The sequence below is a fragment of the Mucilaginibacter psychrotolerans genome (genome assembly GCF_004519315.1).
Taxonomy (GTDB): Bacteria; Bacteroidota; Bacteroidia; order Sphingobacteriales; family Sphingobacteriaceae; genus Mucilaginibacter; species Mucilaginibacter psychrotolerans.
Window position 1 is genome coordinate 50,107 of the sequence record NZ_SOZE01000028.1, and the last position, 21,073, is coordinate 71,179.

Genomic DNA, 21,073 nt, shown 5'->3' on the forward strand with positions numbered 1-21,073 from the left:
AAGGGTTGTATTTATTGTTGGTTTTGGTCGCTTTTTGAACGAATAGTTGTGTCGGGTTGGTTCCGTAGCATGCAAAAGTTGGTGTAGAAATTACCATCGGTGGCGGTAAACTGATACGATGCCGATTCGAAATTCAGCAGGGATAGTTTGTTGTTTTCGTAAGCATTCAAAACATTATCCTTTAGGTCGTTTTTCAATATCGCTCGGGCGTTTTTAAAATTGATATAGAACGTTACGTTGCTGCGCTCGGCCATCAGGTTATCAAAACGCTGGTATGAATCTGTTTTGCTCATGAACTTACGGTTAAGGTAACTATCGGCAAAGCTATCCAGTTCTTTAACGCTGTTGGCCAGCACCAGGTAGTTATCAAATATCCTGAAATATGGCCTGCGGAAGGCATTGAAGGCATCTCCGAACATAAAATAAGGCAGCTTGTTGTAATTTAATTCGCCGGTGTCATCGTTTATCATGGTACTGATATTGACCATAAAGGGGCGTAGTTTAGAGCCATCTTTTACGGTGATCAATGCAAATTTCTCACGATAGCGTGTAGTGACTACGGCAAATTCTTTGCCTAGCAGTTTGGTGAGTTCTGATTTCAGGTTAATGCCGGTCTCTGCTTTTACCCTTTTCAGGAGTGTGTCCCTGTCGGTTTTCAGCCCCGCTTTATCCTGAAAGTTGGTTAAATCGCCCATGAATTTTTCCGGGTCGGATGCCGCCATATTAATAGTATAGGCGGTAGTAGATGGGAAAATCTCTTTCAGTTGGTTCTCTACAGGTGCCTGGCTTATAAATAAGTTGAGGTAGCTGGCCGGTTTATTAGCATCGGTTTTGGTATAGCCATTAAACATCAGTGCATCTGCTTTATAATTGAGGTTGAGCGCGGCCGAAGCAGGCAGCAAGCGGAAGTTTTTGAAGATATCGTTGTTTTTAGTTTTGAAGAGCTTATCGAAAAGCGGCGATAGCTGGCTGTAATTGATGTAAAGGTTGGCCAGCGAATTGGAGTTTTGCTGATCGGGCAAAAGCAGGAAGGCCGATTTTTCCTTATCATTTTGCGGTGAGGCCACCTGTGCTATAAGTTCTTTAGAAAAACTTGCCGAGTAGATGTTTTCTTCGGTATTGAGGAGATAGAAGCGTTTTTTGAGCGATGCGAAGTAGATAATAAAGCCCCTTTTCTCGTTCATGGTAAACGACGTGATGAGCATCCCCGTTTTTTTTTGTTTAGCCAGCGCATCCAAAATACTTATTTCAAAATCTTTCCCGGCCGCCGCAGTAAGCAACAGTTGGGGCCCCGCACCAGTATTGGGGTGTAATGAAAGGAACACATTGCTGCCCTCGAAGAATTGCTGCAGCGCTGCATTGCCGAAGAGCGTTTGGCGCACGGTATCCAGTTCGCTTATCGCTTGTTCGCCTATCAGGCTACCCAGTAAGGTGTTATCGGTAAAAATTTCATAAAAGCCTTTATCGTTACTGAACTCGAAAACGGCTACCGCACTATCGGGTATGGTGCGCATAATGTTGCCCGCGTGTACGCCAGACGAGTTTAAGCTCTTAAAATACTTAATCGTAAGGTACCCGGTGCCCACAATCAGCATTAGCGTAAATAGGATGAATCTTTTCATGTGGCTTTGCGCCCGCAATTTAGAATTTTACCGTACCACAATAAAGTAATACTTTCATTTGGTTAACTTAGCCTTTTATATCTGCATGAACAAACAAATTATAAGTACTGCCGCAATACTTGGTGCAATTGCCGTTATTTTCGGTGCTTTCGGTGCCCATGCACTGGCGGCAAAATTACAGCCCCGGCAGTTGGAAGTTTGGCATACGGCGGTTCAGTACCAGTTTTACCACATTTTCGCTTTGCTGTTCCTCTCCACCTTTGCCAGGTTAAAAAATAACCTTATCGTAGCCTCTTACTGGTGTTTCACATTAGGGATATTACTTTTCTCGGGCTCGCTATACCTGCTGGCTTGCCGAGATTTATTAAAAATGCCAGGCTTGGTTGCCATTGGCCCTGTTACCCCCCTGGGCGGTTTGTTTTTTATAATTGGCTGGATAACGCTTGCATTAGCTGCGTTCCGCAACAAATAAGCCCATGTTAGAGTTTGCCGAAGTACAGCAGCCTAACCGTAAAACGCTTTTTGTTGAGGTGATATTGCCTTTGGCCATTAGCCTTAACTATACTTATCGCATACCGTTCGATATGAATGGAGCCGTTGCCGTGGGTAAACGCGTGGTGGTGCAATTTGGCAAGAGCAAACTTTATACAGCCGTTATAGCCGCCGTTGGCGAGCATGCTCCTGAGAAATACGAGGCGAAGTATATCATCGAAGTTTTAGACGATGCCCCTGTGGTTACCCAAAAGCAACTTGCCTTTTGGCAATGGGTTGCCGAATATTATATGTGCAACGCCGGCGAAGTGATGAACGCCGCCCTGCCCTCGGCACTGAAACTGGCCAGCGAGACCAAAATAATGCTGAACCGGGAACATGAGTACGATAAAACCCAGCTAAACGATAAAGAGTACCTGATTACCGAGGCGCTGGATATACAGCCCGAACTTACGATAAGCGATATCGTAAAACTGCTGGGCCAGAAAACGGTGATGCCGATACTGCGTTTGCTGTTCGAGAAGAATATCATCATCCTGTCTGAAGAAGTAAGTGAGCGGTACAAGCCCCGCCGAAAAACCTATATCACCCTAAATCCGGTTTATCTTAACCCCGATAACAGACGCGAACTGTTCGAGATTTTAGAGAAACGAGCGCCAAAACAGGCCGATTCTTTATTGGCCTATATGAAACTTTCGCGGCAGCAAAAAAACGTTGCCAAAAATGAACTGATAGAGGAAAGCGGCGCGGGTGAGGCCAGCATAAAATCATTGATAGAAAAGGAAGTGTTTTTTGCTGAGCAGAAAGTAATTAGTCGCCTTGGATATGAAGATGATGCCGAAGAAAGCAGTGTGTTTGAACTGAGCCCCGCTCAGCAACATGCTTTGGCCGAGGTTCGGGAGCATTTTGAGAAAAAGGAGGTGGTATTACTGCATGGCGTAACAGCCTCAGGTAAAACGCAGTTATATATCAGGCTGATAGAGGAGATGATTGCCACCGGCAGGCAGGTGCTTTACCTGCTGCCCGAGATTGCTTTAACTACCCATATCATAGAGCGGCTGCGCATCTATTTCGGTGGTACCATAGGCGTTTACCACTCGCGGTTTAATGATAACGAGCGGGTAGAGGTATGGCAAAAAGTGTTGCGCAGCGAGTATAAAGTGGTGCTGGGCGCACGCTCATCGGTCTTCTTGCCCTTCCACGATTTAGGCCTGATCATCGTAGACGAGGAACACGAAACATCTTATAAGCAATACGACCCTGCACCCCGCTACAATGCCCGCGATGCGGCCATTTACCTGGCCAACATGCACAATGCCAAAGTGCTGTTGGGCTCGGCCACGCCTTCTTTCGAAACGTATTATAATGCACGTTCCAGCAAATATGGCCTGGTAGAGCTTACCGAACGCTATGGTGGTGTACAGCTACCTGCCATTGAGGTGGTGAGCATATCAAAAGAGCTTAAGCAGAAAACCATGCAATCGCATTTCAGTAGCGTGCTGATGGCCGATATGGCACTGGCCCTGGAAAATAAGGAGCAGGTGATACTGTTCCAAAACCGGAGGGGTTATGCACCGGTGCTGATGTGCCGGGTATGCGCCCATACGCCAAAGTGCATCAATTGCGATGTAAGCCTTACCTACCATAAGCATACCACCAAGCTGCATTGCCATTACTGCGGTTATAAAGAAGATACGCCCGCCGTTTGCCCGGCATGTGGTTCCACCCATTTGGAATATAAAGGCTTCGGCACCGAAAAGGTGGAGGATGAATTATCCGTTTTGATGCCGGATGTGCGGCTGGCGAGGATGGATCTGGATACCACGCGCTCGCGCAATTCGCTGCAAACCATCCTCAATAACCTCGAGGAGAAGAAAATAGATATTCTCATCGGTACCCAGATGGTTGCCAAAGGGCTCGATTTTGCGGATGTTACCGTCATAGGCATCATCAATGCCGACAGCCTTTTAAAATACCCCGATTACCGCGCCAATGAACGCAGCTACCAGATGCTGTCGCAGGTGAGTGGCAGGGCAGGGAGAAGGGGCAAGCAGGGCAAAGTGGTTATACAAACTTACGACCCAAGCCACCGCGTGATAAAACAGGTGATAGAAAACGATTACCTAGACCTGTACCTCACCGAAATGGAGGAACGCAAAAGTTTTCACTATCCGCCGTTCTACCGCATCATTAGCATTGATGTAAAGCACATGAACCCCGAGATACTCTACAACCAGGCCGAATACCTGGCAACCGAACTCCGCAAGCATTTCGGCGACCGCGTGATTGGCCCCGAGCCGCCGCTCGTCAACCGCATCCGTAATTTCTATATCAAAACCATTATGCTGAAGTTTGAGAAGGATGGTGTATCGATAAATAAGGCGAAGGCATTAATACGCGATACGATAACGCAGTTTCAAACGACTAAACTGAGCAAGGGCTGCATCATTCAACCTGACGTTGACCCGTACTAAAATAATTAGTCTCAAAATCAGCCGGATAAAAGGGGTGTTAGCTAATTCAATCTGGTTAATGGCTAAATCCATAATTCCTGTACTATATTCGTGATGAAATGGCCTATAAGTTTATTGATAATTATCGCGAGCAAGGTGCCCGCAAAAGGTTGGTTGAGCTTTTGAGGAAAAAAGGCATAGAAGATGAGCATGTTTTAACTGCCATAGGCAAAGTGCCCCGCCATTACTTTTTCGACGAAACCTTCTGGAACCAGGCTTACAAGGACATCGCGTTCCCAATTGGGGCCGGGCAAACTATTTCGCAACCTTATACCGTAGCTTACCAAACCGAATTATTGCACATCAAAAAAGGCGACAAGGTGCTGGAGATAGGCACCGGCTGCGGTTATCAAACCTGTGTGTTGATGGAGGTTGGCGCCAAAGTATTCACCATAGAGCGACAGGAAAAACTTTACCAACGCACTATACAAGTGCTGCCTTATATGGGCTACCAGCCCAAATTCTTTTTAGGTGATGGCTCCATAGGCATAGCCAGCGATGCGCCATACGATAAAATTATTGTAACCGCCGGCGCACCCACCGTTCCCGACCTGTTGCTGAAGCAACTTAACATCGGCGGTATCCTCGTTATCCCCGTGGGCGACGAAAAATCGCAAAAGATGGTCACCGTGTTAAAAACCGGTGAAAACCATTACGAAAAAATTGTGCTGGATACCTTTAGGTTCGTGCCGTTGGTAGGCGATAGGGCTTGGTAAGGGATTTCGGCATTGGAATTAACGCACTTGAGCGGCTTGGCTGCAATTTTTTAGGTTCTTTCTCGCTAATTCTCTTTTTAGCTTTATGATAAATAAGATACTTGAAAGCAATAAACCCCGGTAACGTTATCCATTACCGGGGTTTGATATTATATAGCGAGTGTATTACATACCGCCGCCAAGGGATTTAAGGTCATCCATGGTAATCCTTTCGAAATCGCCGGGGATACCGAACGTGCCCGCAGCAGCTTTGCCTTCGGTAACGCTTTTTACAGTAACTTGAGAAGTTTGCCCATCCTGGAAACTAGCAAACTGTACCGGGAAACCGCCCGCGCCTGCATAGTATTTAGAAAATGCTGTAGCAGGTACAGATATGTCGTTAGTTACCCAAACGTCGTAGGTTTTGCTGGTTTTGGTATCTGTAGCAACTACCTTTTTGCAATTGAAGCCGCTGATAACCTTGGTTTCGGTGCCGGGGGCAAATGTCAATGTCGGCATTTTAGCAACAGCCTCTTCAATTTCAGCAGGGGACATAACCGCTGCCTTTTTCATCGAAGCGATGGATACATCTACTAAAATGGCCATAAAAGTCTGCTTAGAGTCAGACAGTACTTTGATGTTTGCCGGGCCCGCAGAAAACGCTATAGCGCTTGAATCTGCCCTGAAATAGTGTTTGGCTTCTACTGCCTGGCCGCGCATATCCATATTGTAGGTAACAAAACCTTCGGTGTAGGCTTTTTGGGCACTTGCTTTAAAAGCTGTTGCGGTAAGCACAATGCCCATGGCAACCGTAAATAATTTAATTTTCATGTTTTTAGTTTGATAATTCAATTTGGTGTTTTATTAAGTGTGTGCTGTTTCAATAAAGTTATTAAACTTATTTTTCTATTTAGATGCGATGATGATGGATTTGTTACGCTTTAATATTTTACAATTTACAGCAATATTTTTTAGTTTGTCAATATAAATATCCGAATTACTGCCGTCGGCGATGACCACTAATCCATTAATTGCTTTCTTATTAATTAAAGCATTGCCGCTCAGGTACAAGTATTGGACGTTTAATTGCCTTGGGATAGACGGCAATTGCCAACTTTGGTTTAAAAGCAATAGGCGGGTATTATTAAACTGCACCAGGTTTTGCTGTTTGATAAAATAAGGGAGCCGGATATTACTATCTGGCTTGAGTAAAGTGTAGTGGGCAATCTGCATGCTATCCAGCCCCGGTTGTATGGCGTATTGGAAAGTTTTGTGGGTGTAGGCCAAATCGGTGAGCACCACGCCGCTACTACCGTTCTTGAAAATGATGCCCATATGCTTGCGCAGGTCAAGGAAACTGATAGCGTTTATCCTATCGGCATTGTATTTTTTCAGGCTGATGCTGATGCAGAATACAAGCATCGTTACTACGCCGAGTTTCAGATAGATTTTGTTGCCCTTATAAAAGAAGCAAAAGGCAGCGACAATAAGTAGGTAAAGCAGTAAATGCTCCGGCCCGTTCAGCCATATTTTGCCAATACTTGCGAATGGTACTTGTTCTATCCAGGCCAATGCCTTATTCATCACCAGGATGCTATGCTCCAATACATAACCCAGTATACCCGAAACCCATGGAAGCTGCGGCAACAGCAGCAGGAGCAGGCCGCTATACATGATCAGCATGACAGGAAGGATGATCAGCAAATTGCTCAATAAAAAGTAAACCGGCACCTGGTGAAAATAAAATGCGCTAAGCGGGAAAGTAATCACCTGTGCAGCGATAGATACCGAGCATGCGCTCCAAAGGTAATTGGCCACTTTATGCTTAAAAACCAGCCATTCATAAACCACCGGCTGTATGATTACTAATCCGGCTACTGCCAGGTACGATAGCTGGAAACCCACATCTGTAAGCAAAAACGGATCGTACAACAATAACACAAACGCAGAAGCAGCCAGGATATTCAAACTGTTGATATACCGCGCAAAGGTTTTTCCGCAGATTACAAGACTAATCATCAAAGCTGCACGATTGACTGCCGGAGAGAAACCGGTTAGCAAAGCATATGCCCATATCAGCACGATGATGCAAAATACCTTGATGAGCTTACCCCGGCGGTATCCATCTAAAAAGCCAAGCACCAGGGCCAGCAAGGCGTAAATAATAGCCACATGCCCGCCGGATACGGATAGGATATGGATGGTACCAGTTTTGGAGTATGCCTGTATAACATCATTGCTTAAATCGGCTTTGTAACCCAGTATCAGGGTAGAGGCTACGGCTATAGCCGTGGTATCGTGCATATTCGCTTTTAGCTTTTCTACTAAAGTGCGACGCGTTTGGAGTGCGAATGCAATAACCGGGTTACCCTGGCCCGCTCTTAGTATCTTGTATTGCCGAGGGTATAAATAGACCTGATGATAAACATTTTTATTGGCCAGGTAACGCTTATAGTTAAACTCGCCGGGGTTATAGGGCGGCTCAATCTCAGTAAATTTTGCCGGGATAAGCAATTCTTCGCCATAGGATAAATGGGTAGCCCGTTCGTCCTTAATTGTTACCAGCAAGGTGCCGCTGCAAGATCTAATGCTATTCCTATTAATGGCTTGCACAACATCTGCTGTAAAGCGTACTACATCGCCTTTAACTGTGGGTTCTGTATTGATGTGTATTGACATGTAACGGGCCGGTATTTTAGAGAAATGGTCGGCTTTGTTTAGTTCACGATGCTGCAGCGTAAGCAGCCATCCCGTCAAAAACAGTATAGGGTAAAGGAATAGCCCGCCAAGCCAGCGCATTTTATATACACTCAGTTTGCTATAGCCCAGGTTTAGTATAACGAATGCGATAGTAAGAATCGTTGCGGCTATGTAAAGCAGCGAGAGGTTGGCCCGCTGGCAATAAAGCCCGGCAACAATACCGACAATAAACGGTAGCAATAAAATTACGACTGGAATTTCGCCTTTATGCTTTGCTATCATACCAAAATCAGGCACCCGCAAAAGGCAGGGCAATAAGGTTTATAAGCAATAAAAATAGCGTTTATGCGGCAGATATTATAGCTCGTCGCGTACTTCCAGCAGGAATTTTTTCAGGTTCTCCAGGGAGTCGATCACGCGTTGGCTATCGCGGCTGTCGCCCATATTGGTTTTTAGGTAATCTTTGGCACCTTGCAGGGTGAAGCCTTTCTCGCGGATGAGGTGGAAGATGATCTTGAAATTCTCTATATCTTCGGGTGTGAAGTAGCGGTTGCCCTTTTTATTCTTCTTGGGCTGCAGCACATCGAATTCCTTTTCATAAAAACGGATGAGCGATTGATTCACATCAAACATGGCGGATACCTCGCCCATGGTATAGTACACTTTGCTAATCTCGCGTTCTTTGTAAGGCATGCGCAAAGGTAGTTTTTTAGTAACTAGTGCGAAAGCAGGGGTGCCGAAAAATCGATAAAAAATTGTGGCTGGCCTGGAATATATTATTCCCTGATGTTTCCGCAGGTTAAATAAAAAGCTTATGTTAGGGTTCTAATTACCTTATGACTAAATATCTCTTTTTGGTTTTTTTTAGCCTGTTTTTCGCCCACATCGTTTATGGCCAGTCGGCCGATTCTACCATCTCTATCAAGTCTGCTGACGAAAATTACCAGTTTGTTTACAACGCAAAAACGGCAGCGGTAGAAATCAAAGAAAAGCAAACCGTTAGTTATATATCAACCCGTTTCCAGGCTACTGTGCCGGTGGCCCTCAACTACAACAACCAGGTTACGTTAACTTCGGTAAACTGCGAGGTAGATGGCCATAAGCCGCGCGATTTTAAACCCGTTTATACCTATTACGGCAGCGACGATATCTTTTATTCCGACGAAAAGATCTGCTACTTCCCTATGGCGATCCCCCGGAAAGGCGGATTGGGTGTTGTCACCTTCGAGCAAACCGTAAACGATCCGCGCTATTTCACCAGCATTTATTTTACCGAGCCCTATGCCCTTGAGCAAAAAACGGTTGCCATAAAAATACCTCGCTGGATGAAAGTCGAACTGAAAGAGCTCAACTTCGGTGCGTTCAACATCAGAAAAAGCAGCCAGTATATCAGCAGCGAAGATGCCGACCTGGTCACCTACAGCATTCAAAACCTGCCAGCAACTAAACAAGAGGGCAACAGCCCAGGCCCAAGCTACATTTATCCGCATTTGCTGGTGATGTGTAAGTCGGCAACGCCGGTGGGCGGTAGCTTCACTTATTTCAATACGCTGGACGATCAGTACAAATGGTACCATAGCCTAACCAAAAGCAATACGGCTACAGATCAGGCCGCCATCACTGCCAAGGCAAAAGAACTTACCGCCGGACTAACTACCGATGTCCAGAAGATTAAGGCCATTTATTATTACGTGCAGGATAACATCCGTTACATTGCCTTTGAAGATGGCATGGCAGGCTTTAAACCCGAGAGCCCGGATGAAGTGCTTCGGAAAAAATACGGCGATTGCAAAGGCATGGCCAACCTAACCAAGGCGCTACTTACCGCAAGCGGTTACGATGCACGCCTGTGTTGGCTGGGTACCAACCACATTGCTTACGATTACCAAACCCCCTCGCTATCGGTAGATAACCACATGATATGTGCTCTGGATATCAAAGGCAAAACATATTTTTTGGATGCCACCGAAAGCTACATCGGCTTTGATGAATATGCCGAACGCATACAGGGCAGGCAAGTGCTAATGGAAGATGGCGACAAATACAAGCTCACCCGCGTACCCATTGCCGCAATGGGGCAAAACGCCAACACCGCTACCGCTAAATACGAAATTGCAGATGGCGCCATAAAAGGGACGGTAAATTATATTTGGAAAGGGGAGGATAAGGAAGCGGTGCTTGTGGGCCTCAACAGCATTCGCAGGGAAAAAGCTGCCGATGCGATGATCAATTACCTGTCTGGCGATAATAACGACTACACCATTACTAACCTTACCATGTCGCAAATGGAGAGGCCTGATGGTAATTTAACGGTAAGCTACCAGGTAAGTACCAAAAACGGGATATCATCGTTCGGCAAGGCTTATTATGTAGACCTTGATCACACACGCGAATTTATTGACGGCATCATAAAAACCGAGGAGCGCAAGCACGATTACTGGTTTGGTCATAAGATGGATATCAAACGCGAGGCTGAGTTGCTGATACCTGCGGGGCTTAAGGTAGATTTCCTGCCGACCGCGCTGAATATCATCACGCCCGATTATGAGTTCCATATTCAATACACGGCTACGCCAACCAAGGTTATTTATAAAAAGAATATCCTTATCAAAAACACACACATGGTTAAAGCCAAATTTGCGCAATGGAACCAGGATATAGAGCAATTGGTTAAGGCCTATAACGACACTGTTACACTTAAACCTTTATAACGAATGAAAAAACAGGTACTATTTATTTTGTTTATATGCACCACGCTTGGCCTCTCGGCGCAAACATACAACGAGAAGGCGGGCGAAATACAGAAACTGGTATGGGGCGCGCCGCCGCCTGAATTTTTGCTGAAGGAAGTACCCGCCAAATATGCCGGCGAGGGGGCGGTTATATTGGCGCAATCGTACACTATGCAGCGTACATCAAATTTAAAGGTGCATTTCTTTATTGTTACCGCTGGTATTGGTAATAAGGTAAGCCGCATATCCACCTTCCACGAGCGGGTTAAGATAAACGATAAATCTGCCCTGGAACGATACTCCACGCTCGAATATCAAAAGCTGTTGGATAAAAGCATATCGCTACTGATAACTAAGATAACAGATTTGCATGAAACCTACATAGGTGCCAAAATCCTGAAACCCAACGGGCAGGAGGTGGTAATCAACACCGGCGAAGAAGTTTTGCTGAAGAATACAGGCAAAGATCAGCAAGGAAAGCTGGCTATCCCCGGCCTGCAGGTAGGCGATATACTGGACTACTACATCAGCAACAACGACTTATCTGAAAGAGGTTACGACGACAACTACTTAAATAACGACAAGGTTTTCGTACTTGCCGATGAATATCCCATCCTTAATTATTCCCTTAATTTCCAGGTGAATAAAAAATCGACGGTGCTGTACATCAATGCCAACGGTGCGCCGGCATTTCAGGAAAGTACGCTGGATAACGGCGATAAAGTTTATAACTTAAAACTGAAGGACCTGCCTAAAATACAGGCCCAAAAATGGACATCCACCTTTCGCCAGTTGCCTTATATAGAGATAAGCAACCAGAGTTCAATCAAGATGTTCAACAACTACTACGGCAATCAAAAAACGGGCGGCATGGATGCTAATAAGGCCTTGTTCGAAAGCGCCTTTAATGAGCAAACCCACCCGATAGACGAAGAGCCGGCCAAGATGCTGAAAGACTACTTCGGCGGCAAAAAGAAGATGCGGGCGGTGCCGCTTGATAGCTCGATGAAAGTTTTTTACGATACCTGGAAACTGCACGTTTTCGGCAATTTCATCAAGAGCGATCTCGACGATATGAGTCAGCTCAATTACCGTACAGCCCGCAGCAAAACCGCCGTAATAGATATGAGCCGCCTACTTACCGATATGGATATACCGCACGATATATTGCTGGTAGCATCGCGTGAGGGGAGCTCGCTGGATAATGTATTCATCATGAGCGATTTTGATGCCATCATTAGGATAGCCAACGGCAACAACCCGCTTTACATGAGCTTTTACGATGCCGTAACCCACTTTAACGAAATACCCGCCAAATTCCAGGGCGAAAAGGCCATTGCCCTTACGCCCGAGCGCAAAAACGCACGCAAGTACGAATTCAACGAATACCAGGCTACTTTACCGGTGAGCCCTGCTGATAAAAACAAGATAGAGGAAAAACTGAACGTTTGGCTGATGGCAGATTACCAGCATATCAAAATACAACGTACGGTTAAACAAACCGGTTTTCTGCGCCATAGCGGCCAAAAAGAGCTGTTGAGTGCTATGGATATAGACGCGGGCCTAACCGAATTGGTGAACGGCGACCCATTGGAGAAACGCCTTTCTAAAAACCCGCAGACCAAAAAATCGGCTGATGCTTTTTTAGCAGGCATGGGTAAAACATCGGCACAGTTACGCCAGGACTTTATGGACGAAGCAAAGAGCCAGTTCGACCAGGAACCATCGCAACTGCTCGATTATAAGGTGATCAACAAAGGTCTCGAGGTAAACCTGCCGCCCTTTGAATACACCTCTACCATGGTACTGAACAACTTCGTAAAAAAGGCGGGCAACAACTACATCTTAGATGTTGGTAAGCTTGCAGGGTCGTTTGTACAGTTGGAAGAGAAAGACCGCAAACGTGCCATCGATGTTTATATGCCAGGCGCTCGCAGTTTTAAGTATATCATCGCCCTCAATATCCCGCCAGGCTATAAGGTTACTGGCGTAGAGGACCTGAACAAGCAAAAAAGCAACAAAACCGGGTCATTCTCTAGCACGGCAGTCGTGGCGGGTAATATGCTCAACATTACCCTAACGCGTACCTACAATAACAATTTCGAGAAAGCTGCCGACTGGCCACTGGTTGCCGAGCTGGTTGATGCTGCCTTTGCGTTCAACAACCAAAAAATATTGCTGGAAAAATAACAACGATATAATAACACGCTTAGAAAGAAGAGGCTGTATCAAAAATAAAAACCACTTTGCACAATAAATTAAAATTGGCGCAGGACATAACTTGCTCTTTGTGGTTAATTTTACCACAGAGGACACAGAGGGAGAACCACAGAGAGCACAAAGCCAAGTTTTATTTTGAATGGTTTTTATTAACCGGTTTATGCTACAGCCTCTTTTTTCTTTTAAAAAATTCCCGTGAGGTGCCCGGCAGAGCTTAAATCCCTGCAATCTTCAAATCGTGTTTGTATTTCTCGTCTGCGTCAATTACCTTTGCAGCAAATAATTATACGATGCTATTCAATAACTCAACCTTCAAAACCAATATGCTGGCCTTGGGCAAGCAGTGGGGGAGTTATGCATCAAGGATACATTTCTCTTCATAGTACGCCGGATAACCACCCGGAAAACAATTTTAATTTATTATCGACACAACCCTTTTGGCCTTGCCCTTTAGGATATTTTTAATTTTTATGGACACTTATTATACTATCGAAGAGAAGTATTTGCAGGCTGTTGATGAGCTATCATTCGGCGAAACGCCAAAAGCACTCAATTTGCTCAATGCCATTATTGCCGATGATGCAACTTACGCGCGTGCGCACCACCAGTTGGGCAAGCTATATTATTATGATTTACAGGATTACCAAACCGCAGGCTTTCACTTTAAAACCTGCATGGAGCTGGAACCTCTGTTCCCTGATAATTATTTCCATTACTTAAGCCTGGTGGTATTCCTGAAAATGGACAGGCTGGTGACAGCCGTTGCGGCCAAAGCCTTGGCAACGCCGGGGGTAGATGCAGCTTCTGCATACGCGTTGCTTGGCCTTTACGCCGAACAAAACAGGCAATGGGCTAAGGCACTCCAGGCTTACCAAAACGCCTACATGGAAGCAACCGACAAAACCGAGCGCGATGAAAGCGAGGAGGCTATTGACCGCGTTAAGGAGAAAATGCAGCAAAGCCTAACCTACCGTTATACCCTCAGCGGCTAACAAAAAACGGGGTGAGCCAAAATGGTTCACCCCGTTTTTATAAAGGATGATTTGCACATTACCAATATGTGGGTGGGCCACCTGATAGGCTGACCTTTGGACGTAGCTTGCCCCATGGGGGCAATATGTCGGTAGCCACGCAAAAGACCCCACCCTTTGCCCCATAGGGGCAATACCTCATAAAGCGATTCGACTTTTTTATTCTAATGGGTGAAAATGTATTGGTCGTCATATTCAATTTCAAACTTGTCGAGCAGTATTTTATATTCTTGTAAAAATGTTCGTTTCTTATGGTGCTCCTCTTGGTTTTCAACGTATTCGGCAACTGTTTTTATCTGCGAACGCCCGTATGAAAAAGCCCCGTAGCCTTCCTGCTACCTAAACTTTCCCGTACATAGTCTCTGATTATTTATCCATTCCGAAGAGTCTCCTTTCACGATCCGCATTAAATCGGATAACGCCTGATTTGGCCTAAAACCGAAAAACAAATGCAGATGATCTGGCATGCTGTTGATAGCGATAATTTTGTGCCCGTTGTTTTGAACGATACCGGTTATGTATTTGTGAAGATGTTCTTTCCATACCGGCGCAATGACCGCTTGCCTGTATTTTACAGCAAACACGCACTGGATGTGTATTTGGGTGAATGTATTCGGGTGCATGATTTAGGTATTGCCCCTATGGGGCAAAAAAAGGTTGTGGAAATTCTTTCTACCGACATTTTGCCCCATGGGGCAGGGAAGATTGTATGATGGCAAAATATCCGTCGGTTTACGGGTGAGGCAAACCGACGGATATAGCATATCCTTACTTCTTGTAGCTTATCTTAAAAATATCGCCTTTCACATCATCGGTTACATAGAGCGAGCCATCGGGTCCTTGTGCAAGGCCGCAGGGGCGGCGTAAAGCATTGCCTTTTGCGGTATTTTCTGCAGAACCTGAGAAGCCATCGGCAAATACTTCCATCGGGCCATCGGCTTTGCCATTCTTTAAAGGCTGGAAAACCACGAAATACCCTGCTTGTGGCTCAGGTGCCCGGTTCCAGGAACCGTGGAAAGCTATGAACGCGCCATTTTTATAACGCTCTGGGAACTGGCTGCCGGTATAAAACAATAAACCATTGGGGGCAAGGTGACCGGGGAAAGCAGCAGCAGGGTCAAGGTATTTGCTGTCGCCCTCTTTTTTGCCGTCGCCGCCGTATTCAGGCATCACTATTTTCTTTTTCTGTACCTGGTCGTAATAAACGTATGGCCAACCGGCATTGTCGCCTTTGTTCATGGCAAACATGCACTCGGCAGGCAATATGGCCGATTGCTCTTCGGTGTACAATGCAGGCCAGTTATCATGTAGCTGGTCGCGGCCGTGTTGCATTACATATAATTGGTTGGCGGTTTTGTTCCAGTCCATACCCATTACATTGCGCAAGCCGGTTGCGTAACGCACGCCGTCTTTATAAGTTTGGTTTAGCTTATCGGCCTTAAACTGCCATATGCCCGCTGCAGAATCCAGGATAGGGCAGCCCGGCTGGCCCGGCGATTCTTTGGTGCGGTCTTTCACCTGGCAGGAGTTGGAGAATGCGCCAATATTTACGTATAGATTCCCGGCATCATCAAGCAAAATAGCTTTGGCTTCATGCTGGTGGCGGGCTATAAGGCCGGTTACAACTTTTTCGGGTTTATCCGGCGTTTCTACTTCGTTATTGGCGTTCAGCTTAAAGCGGAACACCTCCTCGTCAGACGAGGCGTAGAGGTAGCCATTCTTCACATAAATTCCCGTGCCATCAAAGGTTCCGAACGAGGTTTTTACGGTAGCTGCACCATTAGCTTCAGTAAGATATAAGATACCCGCGTTGCCACCAGCACTTTTATGTTTTACATAGATGCCCCCTTGCGGTGTGATGGATATATGCCGTACGCTGCCCAGGTTTTTGGCTATGGTGGTAGCATTAAAGCCCGCAGGCAAGGTTAGGGTTACTGCCGATGTATCGGTAGCAGTGGTATCTGTTTGGGCTGTTTTATCTTTATCGCCGTCACATGCGGTAAGCAACAAGGCGAAGCAGGCGGCAGCCACCGGCAAAATTCGTAGGTGTTTGATAATCTTCATTGTAAAGTTGTGTTTGTACTCAAATTAACCTATAAAACCTTGTAAACAGAAATATGTTTAGCCAATCGCCACAATAAATGCGTATCAGCTCAGCATATTTTTGATGGTTTGGAACAGCATTTATAATTGCTAAACCGTTATCAAATTTCCCAATTCGGAATTTAATTTTAAAATATAATAGTCTTAAAGAATTATATATCAATAGGTCGCTGTATTATGATATTATTGCCATCCCGCGTTAAACTTTCGTTTTCTTAACCCGTCATAGATGTATAAAATTTAAACGAAATGAAAAAGATATATTTATTATCGGCAATGGTTTTAGCCGGTTTATTCGCAAACAAGGCACAAGCACAAATATCTATACATATTGGCTTCAACGTACCGGTAAGGCCCGTTTATGCGCCGCAACCCCAGGTTATTTATAATGATGATTTTGACGATAGCGACGATTACTATTACTTACCCGAGGTAGAAGCCTACTATAGCGTACCGCTCCAATGCTATTTTTATAATGATGGCAACCGCTGGGTGAGGGCTCAATATTTACCAGGCGCATATCGCAATTACGATTGGCGCAGCGCACGCAGGTTTGAGATACGTGGCCGCAGACCATATATGAACCACGATGCTTACCGTGGACGCTGGGGTGGTAACCCTAACCGTGGCGACTGGAACCACAGGGATAACTATTATGCCAACCGTGGCAACGGCGGCTACGGAAATAACGGCTGGGGCGGCAGAGATGATAATCGCAGTAACAATGGCTGGGGCGGCAGAGATGATAACCGTGGCAACAATGGCTGGGGCAGGAGGGACGATAACCGCAACGGCTACGGCCAGCGCGATGGGGACGATCACGGTCGTGGCGGCTGGGGTGGTCAGCAGGGTGGTGGGCAACCACAGCAGCCTGCTAACGGTGGCCAGCATGGCGGCTGGGGCGGCCAACAAGGTGGTGGACAACCACAGCCTTCGAATGGTGGCGGTTGGGGTGGCCAGCAAGGTGGTGGTAGCCAGAACAACGGTGGCCAGCAAGGTGGTGCTCAGCAAGGCGGCGGTCAACATAATGGTGGTCAGCAAGGCGGTGGCTGGGGCGGCCAACAAGGTGGCGGTAACCAAAATGGTGGAGGTCAGCACAACGGCGGCCAACAAGGTGGTGGTCAGCAAGGCGGTAACAGTGGCCAGCAAGGCGGCGACCGTAATGCAAGGCAGAGCGGCTTTATGCGCCCCGCAAGGTTCTAAGTAGTTTTTATAACCGAAATATATGAAGAGAGGCCTGCGGATATCCGGCAGGCCTCTCTTTTTATGCATATATCAGTAGCTGCTGGCCGAAGTGAGCAGCTCAATAGCTTCGGCACTGAGCTTAAGTTCTGCTGCTTTGCCAATCTCTTGCAGTTGCTGCACACTGGTAGCGCTGGCAATTGGACCGGTAATGCCTGGTCTTGCCATTAGCCAGGCCAGGGCCACGGCGGCAGGTGTACTGTTGTACTCCGCCGATACTTTATCAAGGGCAGCTAGTATTTTATAACCGCGCCCGTCTAAATATTTCTTGATACCAGCGCCCCTTTTGCTTTTGTTCAGATCGGCCTCTGAGCGGTATTTGCCGGTAAGGAAACCGCTTGCCAGTGAAAAGTAGGTGATTACGCCGAGGCCGTTCTCCCTGCATAGCGATTCGTACTGGTGTTCGTAGTCTTCACGCGCGTAAAGGTTGTACTCAGGCTGCAGGCTTTCATAACGGGCGAAACCGTTTGCCTTGCTCACTTCCAAAGCTTCGCGCAGGCGGGGCCCGTTATAGTTGGATGCACCGATGGCCCGCACCTTTCCCTGCTTTATCAAATCGGTAAAAGTAGCGAGGGTTTCTTCCAGCGGGGTGTTGGCATCATCCTCGTGCGATTGGTAAAGGTCGATATAATCAGTTTGCAGGCGTTTCAAAGAATCTTCTACCGCTTTAGTGATATAAGCCTTAGATAAGCCAGTCATGCCTTCGCCCATGGGTTTGCCCACCTTGGTGGCCAGGATAATCTTTTCGCGTTTGCCGCTTTTTTTAAGCCAGTTGCCTATAATGGTTTCAGATTCGCCGCCGGTATGGCCCGGTACCCATTTTGAGTACACATCAGCCGTATCTACAAAGTTAAAGCCGCCATCTACAAAGGCATCCAGCAAGCCAAAGGAGGTTTTTTCGTCGGCCGTCCAACCGAAAACATTTCCGCCAAAAACAAAGGGGTGAACCATCAGCCCCGATTTTCCTAACTCTCTTTTTTCCATCGATTTTAATATTTATTCTTTGGGTATTTGTTCTGCAAGTTCGTCAATCCAGCCGGAAAAATATGGCTCAGAGCCTGCAATCCGTTCCCAACGGCCTTCCGCATCGCGGGCTATAATGAGATGTAAGCTGCCGTCCAGCGAGTTGAATTCATAAGCACCGCTCTCAAGCCGCGTTGCAATACCGTTTACTTCGCTGTCCGAACCGGTAAGCACCGCATCAAATTGTTGTTCCATAATATCCGTTTTATAGTGCAACAACGGGTAGGTGTTTGTGTTTGGATAATACGGAGTGATAGCCTTAAGGTATTGTTAAAGAGCGTAGTATTTACTTACAATCCTTCAAATCGCGTGCTACATCTTCTGAAGTTACCGTCCCCATTTTGTTGCCGAAAGAGTTGGTGATGTAAGTGAGTATCCTTGCGATGTCTACCGGGGCGATATCGTTAGCAGGCATATTGCCCACGAAGCTTTTGCCGCTTACCCGCAGCAACTGGCCGTTTACACCATTATTAACGATGCAGGCCAGTAGTTTTTTGTTCGTTTTCAGGAAAGTGCTATCGGTGAGCGGGGGGATGAGATTAGAAAGACCCTCGCCGTTTTTTCCGTGGCAATTTTGGCAGCGTTCACGGTAAAGCTGCTCTCCGCCGATGTAGTAACGTTTAAACTCCATATCGGTTTCGCTACCGCACGAAGCTGCTATGATGCCCAGCAGCAACACCAGGCCGGCAATTACCTTGAATTTCATTGCGCGATTTGGGTGTTTGATTCGGCCCGTAAGGTTTTGATATCGGCTATCAGGCGGTCCACTTCTTTTTCCAGGGTTCCATCGTAAGTGCCACGTACGCGTTTCTGCTTATCTACCAAAATAAAATAACCATCGTGTATAAATTTCTCTTTAGCATTTTCTTGAGGCGGGCTCACCAGGTAACTGGCCGATAGGGTATAGGTATCTTCCTTGGTGCCTTGTAACAACCACCAGTTGTTGCCATTGATGCCCAGGGCATCGGCGTATTTTTTCAGCACTGGCACGGTATCATGCTTTGGGTCGATGGTGTGCGATAGTATCTTGAAATCGGCTACGTTCTTGAACTCGTTGTAAACCTTCAGCATATTGCGATGCATGATGGGGCATATAGAGGGGCAGGTAGTGAAAAAGAAATCAGCAACGTAAATGTCGCCTTTCAGGCTTTTTTCGGTAACACTGTCGCCATATTGATTAACGAATTTGAACGCAGGTATAGTGTTATAAATGGTATCTACCACCGGCTTACCATCAACCGTATCGGTTTTAGTATCGCGGTTTCCATAGATGGGCAGGGTAGCTTTATTGCCGTCGCTTTTGCAGGCTGCGTAAAGCAGCACTATGCCGATGATAATTGCCAGTTTCCTCATTTTTTGATCAGCGATTTTTTATAGTTGTTTGTTGCTTCAATAGCCGCATCGAATTGTTTATCGATGTCCTTTATCTGTTTTTTCTGGTCGGCCAGGTAGGTCATGATTTGCTCGTGCGATTTGCCTTTGTTTTCCGCATCAAACTTATGCATCCAGTCTTCCATTTTGGTGACAGCATTATCCAATACTTTTACCAGGTTTTTGGCGGCAGTATCCGCGTTCAGCGCCGAGTCTTTTTTTGCAAGCGTATCCAGTTGCATTTTGGCTTTGGTCACCAATTCATCTTTCACCATCACGCTGTCGTGCACAGCTATTACTTCGTCTAATAAAGTTTTTTCTTGTTGTTTGGGGTCGGTGCATGCTGCAAACAGTAGGCTCAATAATGCGGCGGCAAATAGTTTTTTCATGTTAAAGGTTGTCTTCAAGGGTACGGATGTAAAAGATATAATCAGAAATAGGCAGCTCTGCGCCGGCCTGCTTCAGGTATTGACCAATTTGCGCGCGGTGGTGTGTGCCATGGTTCACTACATGGGCAAGTATATCGCTTAGCGTATTTCTAAACGCTTCGCCTTTGGTATTGGTATAGGTAATTATGGTGTCGAAATCGGAAAGTTGCAGGGTTTCCAGGTAGGCGGTCCATTCCGCGTGGTTGGCATCTATAAGGGCGTTGAAACTTTCGGCTGTCCAATCGGGCCAGAGCGGGCCGCCAGGTGCGGGCAGGTGTTTGCAGCGTTTAAGCCAGGTTTGCTGCGCTACCAGCATGTGTGCCATTAATGCAGTTGGTTGTGTTACCTGTGGACGTTTTAACATCAGCGCGGTAACTTGTTTACTGGCGTGGGCATCGTAATTAAACAGGCGAATAAAATAGCTTTTCATGGCCCACAAAAGTAAAAATTATAAACACGAATGTCATGAATTGTATGAACACTAATTTCACGAATTGAATAAACACGTAGAATAAGGCGCTTGGGTATTGCTAATAATTTTAGTATATTTAAGCTGTAGATACCAAATACGCTAAAATTATGTTTCAAGGATTAAATATACTGGAGTTTACTGAGAAATTCTCAACTGATGAAAAGTGTTGGGAGTACTTAGCTATGCAAAAATGGGAACAAAGTTATAAATGTGGCAATTGCAGCCATTCCCGTTACTATAACGGGAAGCAGGCAGGCACCCGGATATGTTCTAGATGCAAGTATTCGGAATCAGCTACCGCCCGTACCTTATTCCATATGCTTAAATTCCCTATACGTAAGGCGTTCCATATTATCTATACGATGTCCTGCAACAAAAAAGGTATTTCCAGCTACGAACTTTCCCGCCAATTGAGCCTCCGGCAGAAGA

The 21,073-nt window shown here is 46.1% G+C and carries 20 protein-coding genes and 1 pseudogene; 9 read left to right on the forward strand and 12 right to left on the reverse strand.

Annotated features, from left to right (window positions below; genetic code table 11):
- Window positions 1-11 precede the first annotated feature (11 nt).
- A complete protein-coding gene (locus tag E2R66_RS21440) occupies window positions 12-1,622 on the reverse strand; it encodes a hypothetical protein (protein ID WP_133234561.1) in 1,611 nt (536 codons plus the stop codon).
- 85 nt (window positions 1,623-1,707) lie between these two features.
- Between E2R66_RS21440 and E2R66_RS21445 the strand changes: the two genes are divergently transcribed.
- From E2R66_RS21445 to E2R66_RS21455, 3 genes are all read left to right on the forward strand, one after another.
- A complete protein-coding gene (locus E2R66_RS21445) occupies window positions 1,708-2,094 on the forward strand; it encodes a DUF423 domain-containing protein (RefSeq protein WP_133234559.1) in 387 nt (128 codons plus the stop codon).
- A gap of 4 nt (window positions 2,095-2,098) precedes the next feature.
- On the forward strand, window positions 2,099-4,588 hold the full coding sequence (gene priA / locus E2R66_RS21450) for a replication restart helicase PriA (protein WP_133234557.1): 2,490 nt from the start codon (window positions 2,099-2,101) through the stop codon (window positions 4,586-4,588).
- 98 nt (window positions 4,589-4,686) lie between these two features.
- Window positions 4,687-5,343, forward strand: a complete 657-nt coding sequence (locus E2R66_RS21455; protein WP_133234555.1) for a protein-L-isoaspartate(D-aspartate) O-methyltransferase — start codon at window positions 4,687-4,689, stop codon at window positions 5,341-5,343.
- 165 nt (window positions 5,344-5,508) lie between these two features.
- Here E2R66_RS21455 and E2R66_RS21460 read toward each other — a convergent pair whose 3' ends face one another.
- The 3 genes from E2R66_RS21460 to E2R66_RS21470 form a co-directional block, all read right to left on the reverse strand.
- Window positions 5,509-6,153 (reverse strand): DUF4412 domain-containing protein, encoded by a 645-nt coding sequence (locus tag E2R66_RS21460; protein ID WP_133234553.1) that lies wholly within the window; start codon window positions 6,151-6,153, stop codon window positions 5,509-5,511.
- Between the two features lie 75 nt (window positions 6,154-6,228).
- Window positions 6,229-8,304: a ComEC/Rec2 family competence protein gene (locus E2R66_RS21465; protein WP_133234551.1), complete on the reverse strand. Its 2,076-nt coding sequence runs from the start codon at window positions 8,302-8,304 to the stop codon at window positions 6,229-6,231.
- Between the two features lie 75 nt (window positions 8,305-8,379).
- Complete coding sequence (locus E2R66_RS21470) at window positions 8,380-8,715, reverse strand: MerR family transcriptional regulator (protein ID WP_133234549.1); 336 nt, start codon at window positions 8,713-8,715, stop codon at window positions 8,380-8,382.
- Between the two features lie 143 nt (window positions 8,716-8,858).
- Here E2R66_RS21470 and E2R66_RS21475 point away from each other — a divergent pair, with 143 nt between their 5' ends.
- The 3 genes from E2R66_RS21475 to E2R66_RS21485 all read left to right on the forward strand — a co-directional run bounded on the left by E2R66_RS21475 (window position 8,859) and on the right by E2R66_RS21485 (window position 13,966).
- The gene (locus E2R66_RS21475; protein ID WP_133234547.1) at window positions 8,859-10,733 is read left to right on the forward strand and encodes a transglutaminase-like domain-containing protein; all 1,875 of its coding nucleotides are present in this window, start codon (window positions 8,859-8,861) and stop codon (window positions 10,731-10,733) included.
- 3 nt (window positions 10,734-10,736) lie between these two features.
- Window positions 10,737-12,944, forward strand: a complete 2,208-nt coding sequence (locus tag E2R66_RS21480) for a DUF3857 domain-containing protein (RefSeq protein ID WP_133234545.1) — start codon at window positions 10,737-10,739, stop codon at window positions 12,942-12,944.
- 500 nt (window positions 12,945-13,444) lie between these two features.
- Window positions 13,445-13,966, forward strand: coding sequence for a hypothetical protein (locus E2R66_RS21485; RefSeq protein WP_133234543.1), 522 nt, complete (start codon window positions 13,445-13,447; stop codon window positions 13,964-13,966).
- 374 nt (window positions 13,967-14,340) lie between these two features.
- Here the strand turns inward: E2R66_RS21485 and E2R66_RS29025 are convergent, their stop codons facing one another.
- Window positions 14,341-14,559, reverse strand: coding sequence for a transposase (locus E2R66_RS29025; RefSeq protein ID WP_240049406.1), 219 nt, complete (start codon window positions 14,557-14,559; stop codon window positions 14,341-14,343).
- Here E2R66_RS29025 and E2R66_RS29030 point away from each other — a divergent pair.
- The gene (locus E2R66_RS29030) at window positions 14,455-14,718 is read left to right on the forward strand and encodes a hypothetical protein (RefSeq protein ID WP_240049407.1); all 264 of its coding nucleotides are present in this window, start codon (window positions 14,455-14,457) and stop codon (window positions 14,716-14,718) included. The genes E2R66_RS29025 and E2R66_RS29030 overlap by 105 nt on opposite strands.
- A 55-nt stretch (window positions 14,719-14,773) precedes the next feature.
- On the opposite strand, the gene E2R66_RS21495 is transcribed toward E2R66_RS29030, so the two are convergent.
- Window positions 14,774-16,069, reverse strand: a complete 1,296-nt coding sequence (locus E2R66_RS21495) for a PQQ-dependent sugar dehydrogenase (RefSeq protein ID WP_133234541.1) — start codon at window positions 16,067-16,069, stop codon at window positions 14,774-14,776.
- A gap of 288 nt (window positions 16,070-16,357) precedes the next feature.
- Here E2R66_RS21495 and E2R66_RS21500 point away from each other — a divergent pair, with 288 nt between their 5' ends.
- Window positions 16,358-17,311: a hypothetical protein gene (locus E2R66_RS21500; RefSeq protein WP_133234539.1), complete on the forward strand. Its 954-nt coding sequence runs from the start codon at window positions 16,358-16,360 to the stop codon at window positions 17,309-17,311.
- A gap of 72 nt (window positions 17,312-17,383) precedes the next feature.
- Here E2R66_RS21500 and E2R66_RS21505 read toward each other — a convergent pair whose 3' ends face one another.
- The 6 genes from E2R66_RS21505 to E2R66_RS21530 form a co-directional block, all read right to left on the reverse strand.
- Complete coding sequence (locus E2R66_RS21505; RefSeq protein ID WP_133234537.1) at window positions 17,384-18,334, reverse strand: aldo/keto reductase; 951 nt, start codon at window positions 18,332-18,334, stop codon at window positions 17,384-17,386.
- A 12-nt stretch (window positions 18,335-18,346) separates the two neighbouring features.
- Window positions 18,347-18,568: a hypothetical protein gene (locus E2R66_RS21510; protein WP_133234535.1), complete on the reverse strand. Its 222-nt coding sequence runs from the start codon at window positions 18,566-18,568 to the stop codon at window positions 18,347-18,349.
- A 91-nt stretch (window positions 18,569-18,659) separates the two neighbouring features.
- Window positions 18,660-19,079 carry a c-type cytochrome gene (locus E2R66_RS21515; protein WP_133234533.1) on the reverse strand — a complete coding sequence of 140 codons (420 nt, stop codon included), beginning with the start codon at window positions 19,077-19,079 and terminating at the stop codon, window positions 18,660-18,662.
- A complete protein-coding gene (locus E2R66_RS21520; RefSeq protein ID WP_133234531.1) occupies window positions 19,076-19,726 on the reverse strand; it encodes an SCO family protein in 651 nt (216 codons plus the stop codon). The genes E2R66_RS21515 and E2R66_RS21520 overlap by 4 nt, the downstream gene beginning before the upstream one ends.
- Entirely contained in the window at window positions 19,723-20,133 is a 411-nt protein-coding gene (locus tag E2R66_RS21525) for a hypothetical protein (RefSeq protein ID WP_133234529.1), read from the reverse strand. The genes E2R66_RS21520 and E2R66_RS21525 overlap by 4 nt, the downstream gene beginning before the upstream one ends.
- Before the next feature lies 1 nt (window position 20,134).
- Window positions 20,135-20,602, reverse strand: coding sequence for a DinB family protein (locus tag E2R66_RS21530; protein ID WP_133234527.1), 468 nt, complete (start codon window positions 20,600-20,602; stop codon window positions 20,135-20,137).
- Window positions 20,603-20,751: 149 nt separating this feature from the next.
- On the opposite strand from E2R66_RS21530, the pseudogene E2R66_RS28840 reads away from it, so the two are divergent.
- Window positions 20,752-21,073: pseudogene (locus E2R66_RS28840) on the forward strand (hypothetical protein); the annotation flags it as partial.